Raw genomic sequence first — 15390 nt, forward strand, 5'->3', positions numbered from 1 at the left:
ACGGCGTGGCGGCCGCCACGGTGCCACGGTTGTGCGTTCCGGGGACGTCGGGTCCTGCGGAACTCTGCTTGAGGAGGACAGGCGTGGGCGACATTTTGGCGATCGCGGCGCTGATCGCGGCGAGTGCGTTCGCGGTGCTGGTGCTCATCCTGACGCTGCCCATCCTGCGGCTGCGGCACACGGTGGACGCCACCACCCGGATGATCAACGATCTCAACGATCGGACCGGACCGCTGCTCGGTGACGTGAACACCACGGTGAAGAACGTCAACACCGCCCTGGAGCAGGTGCAGACCTCGCTCGACGGTGTGAACCTCCAGTTGGCGAAGGTCGACACCATGACCAGCCACGCGCAGAACGTCACCGCCAACGTCGCCAACCTGGCCACCGTCGTCTCCGCCGCAGCCGCGAACCCGCTGGTCAAGGTGGCCGCGTTCGGCTACGGCGTGCGCAAGGCCGCCGCCGGCCGTCGGCACGCCGAGACCGAGCGCGAGGTACGCGACACCATCAAGCAGCAGCGACGGGCCGCGCGACGCGGCAACAGCTGACCGGCCCGGCGCACCAGGAGGTAGCGGGACATGAGGCGCTTGTTCTGGCTCGGCATCGGCGTGGCCGTCGGGGTGATCGTGGTCCGCAAGGCGACCCGGACCGCGCAGGCGTACACGCCGGCGGGCATCGCCAGCTCACTGACGGAATCCGCTGGCGGGCTCGTCGAGTCGCTGCGTAGTTTCGTGGAGGACGTCCGGGTCGGGATGGCCGAACGCGAGCAGGAGATCCACCACGCGTTCGCCCAGGGCGAGGCGTTCGACGACAAGTTCGCCGACCTGCGGGAAGACCCGCGGATCGGCGATCGGGAAATCTTTCCGGAGGAACACCAGCGATGAAGACGGCGGAGATCAAGCGGCGGTACCTCGCGCACTTCGAGGCGAATGGCCACACCGTGGTGCCGTCCGCTCCGCTGCCCGCCATCAGCGACCCGAACCTGCTGTTCGTCAACGCCGGCATGGTGCAGTTCGTCCCGTACTTCCTCGGTCAGCAGACGCCCGCGTACCAGCGGGCGGTCAGCGTGCAGAAGTGCCTGCGCACCCCGGACATCGACGAGGTCGGCAAGACCAGCCGGCACGGCACGTTCTTCCAGATGAACGGCAACTTCTCCTTCGGTGACTACTTCAAGGCCGGCGCGATCCCGCTGGCCTGGGAGTTGTCCACGAAGCCGATCGCCGAGGGTGGTTACGGGCTGGACCCGGAGCGGATCTGGCCGACGATCTACCTCGACGACGACGAGGCGTACGAGATCTGGCGGTCGGTGGGGGTGCCCGCCGACCGGATCGTCCGCCGGGGCAAGGCGGACAACTTCTGGTCGATGGGCATTCCCGGGCCGTGCGGTCCGTCGTCGGAGCTGTTCTACGACCGGGGCCCGGAGTACGGCCGCGAGGGCGGCCCGGCGGTCGACGAGGACCGGTACATGGAGTACTGGAACCTCGTCTTCATGCAGTTCGAGCGGGGGCCGGGCACCACCAAGGAGGACTACCCGATCCTGGGTGACCTGCCGGCGAAGAACATCGACACCGGCATGGGCCTGGAGCGGATGGCCTCGATCCTGCAGGGTGTGGACAACCTGTACGAGATCGACGAGGTCCGGCCGATCCTGGCGCGGGCGGCGGAGCTGACCGGTAAGCGCTACGGCGCGCACTCCGGCCACGTGGCCAGCGAGTCGCACCCGGACGACGTCCGGCTGCGGGTGATCGCCGACCACGTGCGCACGGCGCTGATGCTGATCGGCGACGGCGTGACCCCGAGCAACGAGGGTCGCGGCTACGTGCTGCGCCGGATCATGCGCCGGGCGATCCGGTCGATCCGCCTGCTCGGCTGGCAGGACCGGGCGCTGCCCGAGTTGCTGCCGGTGGCGCGGGACTGCATGTCCCCGTCGTACCCGGAGCTGGCGACCGACTTCGACCGGATCGCGGACTACGCGTACGCGGAGGAGGAGGCGTTCCTGTCCACCCTGCGTGCCGGCACGACGATCCTGGACACCGCGATCGCCGAGACCCGCACGGCGGGCGGCTCGGCGCTGTCCGGCGCGAAGGCGTTCCAGCTGCACGACACGTACGGCTTCCCGATCGACCTGACCCTGGAGATCGCCGCGGAGCAGGGCCTCGCGGTGGACGACGAGGGCTTCCGCCGGCTGATGGCCGACCAGCGCACCCGGGCGAAGGCGGACGCGCAGGCCCGCAAGACCGGGCACACCGACCTGTCGGCGTACCGGTCGGTGCTCGACTCGGGTGGCCCGGTGACGTTCACGGGTTACAGCGAGGTGGCCCGCGAGTCGACGGTGCGGGCGCTGCTGGGTGCCGACGGCCCGCGGCAGGCGGCGACCGAGGGCGACACCATCGAGTTGGTGCTCGACACGACCCCGTTCTACGCCGAGGGCGGTGGCCAGCAGCCCGACCAGGGCATGATCACCGTCGGTGGCGGGCAGGTCGAGGTGCTCGACGTGCAGCAGCCGGTTCCCGGCCTGATCGTGCACCGGGCCCGGGTGATCCGGGGTGAGGTGCGCGCCGGTGAGGCGGGTTACGCCGAGATCGACACGACCCGGCGGCGGGCGATCTCCCGGTCGCACACCGCGACGCACCTGGTGCACCAGACCATGCGGAACTTCCTCGGTGAGTCGGCCACGCAGGCGGGGTCGCTGAACGCGCCCGGTCGGCTGCGGTTCGACTTCAACACACCGACCGGGGTGTCGCCGACCGTCCTGCGGGACGTGGAGCAGCAGGTCAACGAGGTGCTCCTGGCCGACCTGGAGGTGCACGCCTTCATCACCTCGCTGGACGAGGCGCGGCGGATCGGCGCGATGGCGCTCTTCGGCGAGAAGTACGGCGAGGAGGTGCGGGTCGTCGAGGTGGGCGACTACGCCCGGGAGCTGTGCGGCGGCACGCACGTGGCCCGCTCGGCCCAACTCGGCCTGGTGAAGATCCTCTCCGAGTCGTCGATCGGGTCCGGTGTCCGCCGGGTCGAGGCGCTCGTCGGCATGGACGCCTTCGGCTTCCTGGCCAAGGAGCACCTGCTGGTCTCCCGGTTGGCCGAGCTGTACCGGGTGCCCAACGACCAGGTCGCCGACCGGGTGGAGCAGACCGTCACCCAGCTCCGGGACGCCGAGAAGGAGCTGGAGAAGCTGCGCGCCCAGTTGGTGCTGGGCGGGGCGTCGGCGCTCGCGGCGCAGGCCAAGGATGTGCGCGGGGTGGCGTACGTGGGGACCGAGGCGCCGGAGGGCGCGGCCGGCAACGACGTGCGGACCCTGGCCCAGGAGATCCGGGGCAAGATCGACCCGGCGCGGCCGGCGGTGGTCGCGGTGGCGGCCCGGTCGAACGGCAAGGCGTCCCTGGTGGTGGCGGTCAACGCGGCCGCGCGCGGCCGGGGCCTGGCCGCGTCGGATCTGGTGAAGGCGGCGTTCTCCGGGCGCGGCGGGGGCAGCCCCGATCTGGCCCAGGGCGGCGGTCTCCCGGCGGCCGAGGCGCCGAAGCTGCTGCTCACCGTCGAGAAGGCGATCACCGAAGCGTGATAGATCATTACTGTGAGTCAGGGCGGGCCATTTGGTCCGCCCTGGTTCGTACCCGGCCGGTGGTGACCGTCGGTGGCTGAGCTGACGCGTGGTGTGCGGATCGGCGTGGACGTCGGTCAGGTGCGGGTGGGCGTCTCCCGCTCGGATCCGGACGGGATCCTGGCAACGCCGCTGGTCACGCTGGCCCGTGATCTGGGGGCCGCGCCGGACGCGGTGCCCAGCGATCTCGCCGAGTTGGCCGCGCTGGTGGCCGAGCACGAGGCCGTCGGGGTTGTCGTCGGCCTTCCGGTCAATCTCGCCGGCAAGCATGGTCCGGCGGCTGTCCACGTGAAGGCGTACGCTGACCGACTGGTCGATGTGATAGCGCCCGTCCCGGTAACGCTCACCGACGAGAGGATGTCGACGGTGGTCGCCTCTCGTAGGCTTGCCGAGCGTGGCGTCCGAGGTAAACGTCAACGTGCGGTTGTCGATCAGGCGGCCGCAGTGGAGATCCTGCAGAGCTGGCTGGACGCGCAGCGGAGGCGGACGTAAATGATCGACGATCTGGAACTGGGGTTCGACGAGGCGGAGCGGGGGGAGAAGGGCCGGCACCGGCGCAGCTTCCGCAAGCGCAACGGTGCCTCCGGCGGCGGCCGGGGCAAGACGTTCCTGGCTCTGCTGATGGCCCTGGTCCTGTTGGGCGCGATCGGTGGCGGCGCGTTCTACGGCTTCGACCGCATCCAGAGCTACTTCGTCACCCCCGACTACGACGGCGCCGGGTCCGGCGAGGTCACCGTCGACATCAAGAGCGGTGCGCTGATTGCCGACATGGCCGACGCCCTCGTCGCGGCCGACGTGGTGAAGAGTCAGAAGGCGTTCATCGAGGCGGCCGAGGCCAACTCGCGCAGCAAGAACATCCAGCCGGGCACGTACAAACTGCGCAAGCAGATGAGTGGCACGAGCGCCGTCACCGCGATGCTCGACCTGAAGAACAAGATCGTCAACGGGCTGACGATCCCCGAGGGTCGCACGAGCTTCAACATCTACAAGCTGCTCTCCGAGAAGACCAAGATCCCGGTCAAGGACTTCCAGGCCGCCGCGAAGAACCCGGAGGCGCTCGGCGTTCCGGACTGGTGGTTCACGCGCAGCGACGGCAGGAAGGTCGGCAAGTCCATCGAGGGTTTCCTCTACCCGGACACCTACGAGATCCCGCCAAAGGCCACCGCGCAGAGCATCCTGAAGCTGATGGTGAATCGCTTCCTCTCGGTGACCGGTGAGATGAAGTTCGCCGACACGGTGCAGAAGGAACGGGGCGGCGTCAGCCCGTACGAGGCGTTGATCGTGGCCTCACTGGCGCAGGCCGAGGCGGGCAACGCCGACGACCTGGGCAAGGTCGCCCGGGTGGCCTACAACCGGGTGTACGGCGAGTTCTTCTGCAACTGCCTGGAGATGGACGTCACGGTCAACTACTACCTTGAGTCGATCGGCAAGCCGACCAAGTCGTCCAAGCAGATGACGGCGGCCGAGATGGACGACCAGAAGAACCCGTACAACCGCAAGCTGCGGGGCCTGATCCCGACCCCGATCAACAGCCCCGGAAAGGCAGCCCTGGAAGGGGCGATGGATCCGCCGCCGGGCAAGTGGGTCTTCTTCGTGGCGGTCGACAAGCAGGGGCACTCCGAGTTCGCCGAGACGCCCGAGCAGCACGAACGCAACAAGGACAAGGCCCGGGCGGCCGGCATCATCGACTGACGGCATCCGGTCCGGCACACTCGGGAGGGCAGGGCAGTGACGACAACCGGCGGTGGTCGTGTCGACCCGTAGGGCCGCGGTGCTCGGGAAGCCGATCGCGCACTCCCTCTCCCCGGTGATCCACAACGCCGGTTACGTCGCGGCCGGGCTGACCGGGTGGTCGTACACCCGGATCGAGTGCGCCGCCGCGGAGCTGCCGGACCTGGTCGCCGGCCTGGGGCCGGAGTGGGCCGGCCTGTCGGTGACCATGCCGGGAAAGGAGGCGGCGCTCGCCGTGGCCGACACCGCGTCGCCGGTCGCCCTCGCCGTCGGCGCGGCCAACACGCTGGTACGCCGCCCCGACGGCTCCTGGTACGCGGACAACACGGACGTCGCCGGCATGGTGCGGGTGCTCACCGACGCCGGGGTGGGTGCCGGCGCCGCCGTGACGGTGCTCGGCGCCGGTGGCACGGCCCGCGCCGCGCTGGCCGCCGCAGCGCGGTTGGCCTGTTCCTCGGTCACGGTGGTGGCCCGTCGGGCGGCCGCGGTCGACGAGCTGCGGCCGGTGGCGGACGCGCTGGGTGTCGCGCTGATCCCCGCCGACTGGGCCGCCGCGCACCAGCATCTCGCCGCCGCAGACGTGGCCGTCTCCACCGTGCCGAAGGGAGTCGCCGACCCGTTGGCCGACGCGGTGACCTGGCGGCCGGGGGCGGTGTTCTTCGACGCGCTCTACGACCCGTGGCCCACGCCGCTGGCCGCCTCCGCCGTCGCGGCGGGGCGGCGGGTGGTGTCCGGTCTGGACCTTCTGCTGGCCCAGGCGGTCGGGCAGTTCGAGCAGTTCACCGGCGTGGCCGCACCGGTCACGGCGATGCGGGAGGCGGTACGACAGGCGACCAGAGGTGGCTTTCTTTAGCTGACGGTTAAGACGCGCTTACGGGAAACTGTCGTTCCCGCGATGCGTCCTGGTCATGGATACGCTGCTCACCGTTACGGACGCAGACACAGGGAGTTTCCTTGACCAGGCACGGACTGCACCGCATTACCCGGTTCCGCTCCGCGCCCCGGCGCAAGGCGATCGCCATCGGCGTGGTCGGCGGATCGGTGGTGGCCGGCGTCGTGGCGACCATGATGCCGCTGTTGGCCAGCGACGACCTGTCGATCCGGGCGGTGGCCGACACCACCGCGACCGCGGTGTCGCAGGACGGCGACAACGCGACCAAGACGACGCTGGCGACCTGCGCGACGCGCTGCGACGGCAATCCGCGTGGTGGCCGCGAGGCGGTCATCGAGTTCGCGGTGACCACTGTGCCGGCCGCCGCGGTAAACGTCCGGGCGACGCTGCGGATGCACGCCTGGCAGCAGTTCCCCGCGACGGTGACGGCGCACGCCTCACCGCTGAGCGCCCGCGAATCGCGGCCGCCGCTGGCGACGGCCGGTGCGGTGCTGGACAGCGTGTCAGGTGTGGCCAAGGGCTTCAACGAGTGGGACATCTCCAAGCTGGTCACCGGTAACGGCACCTGGACTGTCGCCCTGGCCCAGACGGGCCTGGAGAGCCGGGTCTACTGGGCGTCGGTCGAGAACCGCAACCCGGACCTGCGTCCCAGCCTGGTGATCAGCTACGACATCGGCACCCGGCCGTCGTCGGTGACGACCACCCGGCCCGCGCCGCCGCCGAGTGCGGCGCCGAGCGCCGCGCCGACCACCGGCGCGCCGAAGCCGTCGGCCACCATCGCGCCGAGCCGGACCGCGACACCGAGCCCGAGCGGCACCCTCCCGGACGGCCGGTGTGGTTCCGTGTCGGACAAGCTCGTCCCGTCCTGTGGCGCCTGGTGGGGTATGTACTCGCCGGCCGGGGCATCCGGCGGCTGGGACCACGGCAAGGCCGTCACCGACGTGGAGGCGCAGGTCGGGCGCAAGTTCGACATCGTGCACCGCTACCACGACTTCTCCAACGCCGGCAGCAACGGCGCCTTCCCGGACGCGTACGAAACGCAGCAGATGCGCGAGGGCCGGTTGATGTTCTTCGCCTGGGAGTCCCGTGACTTCTCCGCCGGCACCACGATGAAGTGGTCGGAGATCTACAGTGGCCGGCAGGACGCGACGATCGACGCGGTCGCGGGCCGCATCCGCGCGGCGGGCGTACCGGTGTTCATGGGCTTCGACCACGAGCCGGAGGACGAGCCGAACAAGGGCGGCGACGCCGACTTCGTCCGCGCCTGGCGCTACGTCCACGAGCGGTTCGCCAAGGCCGGCGCGACGAACGCGGTCTGGGTCTGGACGATGATGGGCTGGTCCGGGCACTACTCCCGGTACGCCGGCCTGTACCCCGGTGACCGTTACGTCGACTGGGTGGCCTACGACCCGTACAACTTCCACGTCTGCAACGGCAGCACGGTGTGGAAGAGCCCGAGCACGACCGTGGGCGGTTTCTACGACTGGTTGGACGCCAACGGCATCGGCGCCGGCAAGCCCCGGATGCTCGCCGAGTTCGGCACCAACTTCAACTCCGCCGACCTGGGCGCCAAGCAGCGCTGGTTCCAGGACTTCCCGGCCGCGCTGAAGGCCCACCCGAAGATCAAGGCCGCCATCTACTTCAACTCGCCGGGCATGACCAGCCGCACGGCGACCTGCGACATGACGATGAACCACGACGCCGCAGCGGTGGCCGGTTTCGCGAAGGCCGGGCAGGATCCGTACCTGCGGCAGCCCACCGGGGGGAGCCGCTGACGACCGTTTTCGGCCACTGACAGGACGCCGCGCACCGGAGGTCGGACATCCGACCCTCCGGCGTTCTGTCGGCTAGCAGATTCATGCACCGCCCAATCGGCGGATTTCATTGACCAAGCTGGACGAGGCACGCTACCCCGGGTTCTCATCCACCTTGGAGGCGCAGCGTGCCTAGACTTTCGCACTTGTGGCGTTTCGCAGGACAACGTCGGGGCTGGGCGGGGATGGTCGCGTTGGCGATCGTCGCCGCGGTTCTCGGCGTACCCACCACCGCGTCGGCCGCGGTGGTGCCGGTCCCCGAGACGGCCACGTTGGTGTCGGCCAACCCCGCCGATGTGACGCCGCACGCCCGAGACGGTGAGACCCGCGCCTTCGCGCAGGTGGGCAACACGGTCTTCGTCGGCGGCAGCTTCACCCAACTGCGGCAGACCGCCGGCGCCGCGTGGGTCACCCAGCGCTACCTCTTCGCGTACGACCGACTCACCGGCACCATGTCCACCACCTTCCTGCCGGTGCTCGACGGGGCGGTCAACACGCTCGTCGCCGGTCCTGGCGGCACGCTGATCGTCGGCGGCACCTTCAAGAACGTCAACGGGGTCTCCCGGAAGAACCTGGTCGCGCTCGACCCGGCCACCGGCGCGATCATCGACAGCTGGGTCGGGCGCTCCGACGGCGGCACGGTCCGCGACCTGGCGCTGCACGGCAACTGGCTGTACGTGGCCGGCGCGTTCAACTGGCTCAACGGCACCGCGCACGTCGGTATCGGCCGGCTCAACGCGACCACCGGCGCGATCGACCCGAGCTTCGTCATCGACGCCACCGTGGGACGGCACGGCACCACGTCGTACGTCTGGACCCTCGACGTCGCACCGGATGGCAACACGCTCGTCGTCGGCGGTAACTTCACGCTCGTCAACGGCCTGGCGCGCAACCAGATCGCGCTCGTGGACGTCTCCGCGACCCCCACGCTGCTCGACTGGAGCACCGCCAAGTACACCTCGCCCTGCGCGTCGCCGGCGACCTTCGTGCACTACGTGCAGGACGTGAAGTTCGGCGAGGACGGCAGCTGGTTCGTCGTGGGCAGCAACGGTGGCGGTGGCTGGCCGACCGCGTACTGCGACGTCCTGGTCCGCTTCGAGACCGCCGCGCGGGGCAGCGGCCTGGTCGCCACCTGGGCCGACTTCACCGGCAACGACACCATCACCTCGGTCGAGGTGGCGGACAACGTGATCTATCTGGGCGGGCACTTCCGCTGGATGAACAACCCGAACGCCAGCGACAACGCCGGTCCGGGCGCGGTCGACCGGCTCGGTATCGCCGCCGTCACCCCGGCCACCGGGATGCCGGTGAACTGGAATCCGCGCCGCAGTGGCAGCGCCTCGATGCCCTCGGGCACCAGCAGTTGGGGTTCGGCGGTGCCGGTGCTCTGGCGCGGCTCGGACGGCCTCTACTTCGGGCACAACTCCGACGGCATGGGCGAGGAATACCATGGCCGGCTCGGCATGTTCCCGCTCGCCGGCGGGCGTACCTTCGCCCCGATGAACCCGCCGTCGGCCACCACCGGCAACCTCTACCTGAACACCGGCGCGGGCACGGTGGCGAAGGTGCCGTTCGACGGCACCGCGCTGGGCACCGCGACCACGGTCAGCCAGCCCGCCTACACCGATGCCGGCGCGACGTGGCGGGTGAACGACCGGATCTACTGGGCGCACACGGTGGCCGGCACGCCCACCGGCAGCCGGATCGACGTCTCGCTGTTCAACGGTGGCGCGATCGGCTCGTCGTGGGAGGCGTCCGGCTACAACGACTGGTACAACCCGGCGGTGTTGACCGGCGCCTTCTTCCTCGACGGTCGGCTCTACTACACCCGCACCGGGGCCAACAATCTCTACTACCGCTACTTCGAGATCGACGGCAACTATCTCGGCGCCACCGAGTTCACCCTGCCGACGACCGGGGTGACCTGGTCGGGAGTGCGTGGCATGGCCTGGGTGGGCGGTCGGATCGTCTACGGTGGCACCGACGGCACCCTGCGCAGTGCGCCGTTCGACCCGGCGGCCACGTCGAGCATGGCGGTCGATGGCACGACGGCGACCGTGATCAGCGCCGCGACGCCCGAGTTGTCCTGGTCCACCCCCTCGACGTTCTTCTCCGTGCAGTAATGGTCAACCGTTCGTAACGGAGCGTCGGTAGATTGTTCACGTTGGGTCGGTGGCGGGCACACCGTCACCGGCCCCGTGACGTGGGGAGGCTCGTTGCTCGGCGCCGCTGGCATCCGTACGAGACGCGCGGTGCGTCTGATCTTCGCGGTCAAACGCGTGTGGTATCAGCTCCGCTACCGGCGGTTGACGCTCGGCCGGGACGTGGAGATCCGGGGCCGAATCCGGCTGCGCCGGGGTGTACGGGTGACCATCGGGGACCGCACCCGGATCAACAAGCTGGTCCGCTTCGCGGGTCCCGGTGAGGTACGCGTCGGCGCAGACTGTCTGCTCAACGCCACCTGGATCGGCACCTGGACATCGGTCACCGTGGGGGACCGGTGCCTCCTGTCGGACTGTGAGTTGCTCGACAACGACTTCCACAACCTGCCGCCCGCGCAACGGCACGCCCCGCCCGGCCCGGCCACCCGCGCCCCGATCGTCCTTGAGGACAACGTGTGGGTCGGCGCGCACGCCCTGGTGATGAAGGGCGTCCGGGTGGGCCGGGACAGCGTCGTGGGCGCGGCGACGGTGGTCCGCACGGACGTCCCTCCAGGCGTCGTGGTCGTCGGCAATCCTCAACAGACGGTGAAGAAGTTCCATGACTGATGCGACTTCCGGCTCCTGGACCACCGACGGCCCGTCCGCCGCGACCCCCGGCGCGGTGACACTGACCGACCTGCTGCGGGTGCCGATGCACCGGTTGCGGCTGGTCGGCGCGGCGGCCCTGGTCGGTCTGCTCGCCGCGCTCGGCTACGTGCTGCTGGTGCCGGCGGCGCTGACGGCGAACGCCGTGGTGGCGGTCCGGCCGGTGGTGACCGACGCCTTCACCCCCAGCGGCGCGGGTGCCGACCGGGCGGTCAACATGAACGTGGAGAGCGGCATCGCCACCGGCACCGAGGTGGTGCAGCGGCTCGCCGACGCGGCCGGCGGACACCCGCGCGACATTCGCGGCGCGCTCGAGGTCGAGGTGCCCACCGGCGGGCAGATCCTGCGCTTCAGCTACCAGGCGGGCGAGGCGCAGCGGGCGGTGCAGGGCGCCAACCTGGCCGCCCAGACCTACCTGGACGTGCGACGCACCATGTACGAGCAGCAGCGCGCCGAGATGCTGCGCTCCTACGACGTCAGCATCACCAAGGTCGCCGCCCAGCAGGCCGCGCTGCAGAAACGGGCCAGCACCACCAAGGACCCCGCCGCCGGCAACGCGGTGGTCGCCGAGTTGGCCGGGGTCAACAACCAGCTCACCCAGCTCAACACCGCGCGTACCGAGATCGCCGCGGTCGACGTCAACCCCGGCTGGGTCACCCAGACCGCCGAGAAGTCGCTTGTCGCCTCCGCCGGGCACCGGCCGCTCTACCTGGTGGCCGGCCTGCTGGGCGGGGCGCTCATCGGCATCGTGCTCGCGTACGCCTGGGAGTCGGCCGACCGGCGGGTCCGCTCGGTCGCCGACGGCCGGGACGCCACCGGCCTGCCGCTGCTCGGCACGGTGCGGAGGCCGGCGTTCCGGGGCAGCCCCCGGGCGGTCGACGCCGACGTCCGGTACGTGGCGATGGCGGTCGCCGAGCGGGTCCGTCCACCTGCCCGGGTGGCGCTGGTCAGCGCCCGGGAGGACGCTTCCGCGCTCACCGCCGGGCTCGCGGTGGCGCTCGCCGCCGACGGCCGCGACGTCTTCGTCGCCGACGACAGCGGGCGCACCGAACTGCTGCGCGCCACGGTGCTCGCCGACCGGGGACGGCTGCCCATCGACCCGTCCCGGCCGCTGGTGCCGAAGCCCCGCCCGGCCGGCAGCCCTCCGCCCGCCGGCACCGGCGAGGCCGCGACCCCCCGCCGACCCTCCCCGCACCCGCCCGGCGCCCGCCCGTCCACCGACGCCGACGCCACGCTGACGCTGCCCCGGGTGTCGTCCGCCCGCCCGGAGAACGGTCGGGTCGTCGACCCGGACGAGGTGAGCGTCGGTGTGGGCAGCGTCCGGTTCGGCACCTGGCGACAGGGCGCCGACCACGGCCTGGTGCTGTTCAACGCCCCGCCCGCGGAGTCCGACGAGCGCGGCGTCGCCGTCGCCCGGCAGGGCAGCGCCGTGGTGGTCGTGGAGCGGGACCGCACCCGGCAGAGCGACCTGCGACGCCTGGTGGAACGGCTGCGCGCCGCCGGGGTCACCCCGCTGGGCTTCGTGCTCACCCGTAACGGCCGGGCCTGAGCGTGTCGGTCACCCGCGCCCCGGCGACCGATCCGCCGCCCGGCGGCGCTACCGCCGGTATCGCCCCGGTGCCGTCGTCGCTGCCGCCCCGGCTGCCGCTCTGGCCCCTGTCGCTGATGTTCGGCCTGGTGCCGCTCTGGTGGCTGTTCGGTGCGTTCTACCTCGGCTGGCCGCTGCTGGGTGGGTTGCTGTTCGCGTTGCTGCTCACCCGGGGTCGGGTGCCACTGCCGCCGGCGGCCGGGATCTGGTTGCTGTTCCTCGCCATCGTGGTGGTCAGCGCCACCCAGCTGCCGTCGCCCGCCTCGCTGCTGACGTTCGCCCTGCGCCTGGCTTTCTACCTGACCGCGCTCGTGGTCGGTGTCTACGTCTACGTCGCCGCCCGGGAACGCGCGAGCCTGGTGGCGGTGCTCAGTCCGCTCTGCGCGTTCTGGTTCGCGCTGGTGGCGCTCGGCTGGCTCGGGGTGCTGGTGCCCCGGCTGGCCATGGCCACCCCGATGGAGGTGCTGCTGCCCGGAGGGGTGGCCGGCACCCCGTTCATCCAGGACATGGTGCACCTGACCACCGCCGAATACAGCACCCGGTCGCTCAACCCGATCTACCGGCCGGCCGCGCCGTTCGCGTACACGAACAACTACGGCAGCGCGTACGCCATGACGTTGCCCTGCGTGGTGGCCTTCACGATGCTGCGTCGGCGGGGTGTCCTGCGCTGGGTGCTCCTCGCGTCGTTGCCGCTGTCGCTCGCTCCGGCGTTCCTCACCCTCAACCGGGCGATGTTCCTCAGCCTCGGTGCCGGGCTCGCGGTGCTCGGGGTGCGGGCCAGCCTGCGTGGCAACATCCGGGTGGCCGCGTCCATCGTGGGCGTGGTGGTGATCGGCGCGCTGGCCACACTGTTCATTCCGATCGCCGAGTTGATCAGCAACCGGGTCGATTCCAGCGACACCAACACCGACCGGCTCTCGCTCTACACCGAGGTGATCCGCCGGGTGCAGGAGTCACCGTGGTTGGGCTACGGCGCGCCGGTGAACGTCGACACCGTGTCGGCGGACGCGCCGATCGGCACCCAGGGGCAGCTCTGGATGGTGCTGTTCAGTCACGGCGTACCAGCGCTCGTCTGTTTCCTCGCCTGGTTCGTCGCCGCCGCGGTGATCTGCGCGCGGGCGACGTCGGCGGCCGGGCAGTGGCTGTCGGTGGTGCCGGTGGTCTGCCTGGTGCAGGTCCCGTTCTACGGCATGGCGAACCAGAATCTGGCTGTCGCGTTCTTCGCGGTCGGCTTCGCGATGGCGCTCACCGAACGGGAACGGTGGACCGGGTCGCCCCGGGCGCCCGGGTGGTCGCAGCCCGCCGCGCCGGCCGCGGCGGTGCCGGCGTGACCGCCGCCACCCGACCGCCGACCGGTCCGGAGCACCCGACGCCGGTGCCCGCCGGTGCGGACGAGCCGGCCGTCATCGCCGACGCGGGCTCGACCGAGACCCGACGCAGCGCGCGCAGCGGCGTGGCCGGGCTGCTTGGCGCGGCCACCAGCGGCCTGTTCGGCTTCGTGCTGGCCGTGGTGATCACCCGGTCGTACGGCACGGCCGGCGCGGGCGCGTTCTTCGCGGCGATCGGGGTGGTCACCGTGGCCGCCGCGATCTGCACGCTCGGCGCGGAGACCGGCCTGATGTGGTCGCTGCCCCGGCGTAGCGTCGGTGTGCGCGGCGACGCGGCCCGGGTCCTTCCGGTGGCGCTGATCCCGCCGCTGCTGGCCGGGCTCCTGGTCGCCGGCGTCGGCGTGCTGGCGGCGGACGCGCTCGCGCCCCGGCTGCTGCGTGGTTCCGGTACGAGCGGCCACGCGCTGCTCACCATCACGTTCGCCGCGGTGCCGGTGGTGGTCGCGATGACCCTCCTGCTGGCCGCGTTGCGCTGCGTGCGGTCCATCCGGGCGTACGTCGGGGTGCAGTTCCTGCTGTTGCCGGTCGCCCGTCCGCTGCTGGTCGGCGCCGCCGCGCTGGCCGGCGGTGGCCTGGTCGCCGGCATGACCGGCTGGTTGGTGCCGGCGGCGGTGGCGCTGCTGGTCTGCCTCACCCTCGTGGCCGGTCCGCTCGGGCTGGGCCGGGGCGCGGCGCTGCGACCGACCCGAGGCGACTGGCCGACGTTCTGGCGGTTCGCGCTGCCCCGGGCGGCGTCGGCGGCCATCGACGCGGGCAGCATGTGGGTGGGTGTGCTGCTCACCTCCGTGTTGGCCGGGCCGACGGACGCCGGCGTGTTCGGCGCGGTCGGCCGGTACGTCCTGGCCGGCCAGCTCGCCATGCAGGGGTTGCGGGTGGCGGTGTCACCGCAGTTGTCCCGGCTGCTCGGGCGCGGCGAGCGGGCCGCGGCGGCGGCCGTGCACCGGCAGTTGACCATCTGGGGGCTGGTGCTGTCCTGGCCGGTGTACCTGTTGCTGGCGGTCTTCGCGTTGGCCTTCCTGCAGTTGTTCGGGCCGGAGTTCACCGCCGGTGTGCCGGCGATGACCGTGCTCGCGCTGGCGATGCTCGTCAACACCGGGGTGGGCAACGTGCAGAGCCTGCTGCTGATGGGTGGGCGCAGCGGGCTGCACCTGGTGGCCACCGTGGCCGGGTTGACCGTGACCGTCTCGCTGGGCCTCTGGCTGATCCCCCGGCACGGCGCCACGGGAGCGGCGGTGGCCTGGGCGGCGGGCATCGCCACCGAGAACCTGACCGCCGCCGGGTTCGCGCGGTCGGTGGTCCGGGAGCCACTGTTCGACCGCGCGACGGTGCGTGCCGCGGCGGCCACGGTCACCGCGGTGGGCCTGGCGGCCGGCGCCGGTGTGCTGGTGGGCGGGCGCGGGCTGCCCGGCCTGGCGGTGGCGCTGGGTGTGCTGCTCGCCGGCTGCGTCGGCATGTTGACGTTGCCCCGGGTGCGCGCCGGTGTTCGGGAGACCATGAGGCAGGTCCGTGGACGGGAGACCGCGGCCGCGGCCGCCGACCCCGGCCCGGCATCGACGAGAGGCAGGTGAGGTC

The 15390-nt window shown here is 71.4% G+C and carries 12 protein-coding genes; all 12 read left to right on the plus strand.

The features are described from left to right. The first annotated feature begins 83 nt into the window (after positions 1-83). Positions 84-548, plus strand: coding sequence for a DUF948 domain-containing protein (locus AB0C25_RS20660; RefSeq protein ID WP_357254791.1), 465 nt, complete (start codon positions 84-86; stop codon positions 546-548). Between the two features lie 30 nt (positions 549-578). After that, positions 579-884 (plus strand): hypothetical protein, encoded by a 306-nt coding sequence (locus tag AB0C25_RS20665; protein WP_091401860.1) that lies wholly within the window; start codon positions 579-581, stop codon positions 882-884. Next, the gene (gene alaS, locus AB0C25_RS20670) at positions 881-3559 is read left to right on the plus strand and encodes an alanine--tRNA ligase (protein WP_357375405.1); all 2679 of its coding nucleotides are present in this window, start codon (positions 881-883) and stop codon (positions 3557-3559) included. The genes AB0C25_RS20665 and alaS overlap by 4 nt, the downstream gene beginning before the upstream one ends. 72 nt (positions 3560-3631) lie before the next feature. Next, entirely contained in the window at positions 3632-4090 is a 459-nt protein-coding gene (ruvX, locus tag AB0C25_RS20675; RefSeq protein ID WP_357375407.1) for a Holliday junction resolvase RuvX, read from the plus strand. Next, complete coding sequence (mltG, locus tag AB0C25_RS20680) at positions 4091-5290, plus strand: endolytic transglycosylase MltG (RefSeq protein WP_357375409.1); 1200 nt, start codon at positions 4091-4093, stop codon at positions 5288-5290. A 79-nt stretch (positions 5291-5369) separates the two neighbouring features. Then, a complete protein-coding gene (locus AB0C25_RS20685) occupies positions 5370-6182 on the plus strand; it encodes a shikimate dehydrogenase (protein ID WP_357375573.1) in 813 nt (270 codons plus the stop codon). Positions 6183-6283: 101 nt separating this feature from the next. After that, on the plus strand, positions 6284-7996 hold the full coding sequence (locus AB0C25_RS20690) for a glycoside hydrolase (protein ID WP_357375411.1): 1713 nt from the start codon (positions 6284-6286) through the stop codon (positions 7994-7996). A 224-nt stretch (positions 7997-8220) separates the two neighbouring features. Beyond that, on the plus strand, positions 8221-10158 hold the full coding sequence (locus tag AB0C25_RS20695; protein WP_357375575.1) for a hypothetical protein: 1938 nt from the start codon (positions 8221-8223) through the stop codon (positions 10156-10158). Positions 10159-10296: 138 nt separating this feature from the next. After that, positions 10297-10803, plus strand: a complete 507-nt coding sequence (locus AB0C25_RS20700; protein WP_357375577.1) for a DapH/DapD/GlmU-related protein — start codon at positions 10297-10299, stop codon at positions 10801-10803. Then, complete coding sequence (locus tag AB0C25_RS20705) at positions 10796-12391, plus strand: lipopolysaccharide biosynthesis protein (RefSeq protein ID WP_357375413.1); 1596 nt, start codon at positions 10796-10798, stop codon at positions 12389-12391. The genes AB0C25_RS20700 and AB0C25_RS20705 overlap by 8 nt, the downstream gene beginning before the upstream one ends. Before the next feature lie 59 nt (positions 12392-12450). Then, positions 12451-13761 (plus strand): O-antigen ligase family protein, encoded by a 1311-nt coding sequence (locus tag AB0C25_RS20710; RefSeq protein ID WP_357375579.1) that lies wholly within the window; start codon positions 12451-12453, stop codon positions 13759-13761. 74 nt (positions 13762-13835) lie between these two features. After that, positions 13836-15386, plus strand: a complete 1551-nt coding sequence (locus AB0C25_RS20715) for a lipopolysaccharide biosynthesis protein (RefSeq protein WP_357375581.1) — start codon at positions 13836-13838, stop codon at positions 15384-15386. Positions 15387-15390 lie beyond the last annotated feature (4 nt).

The organism is Micromonospora sp. NPDC048839 (assembly GCF_040649915.1).
Lineage (GTDB): Bacteria > Actinomycetota > Actinomycetes > Mycobacteriales > Micromonosporaceae > Micromonospora.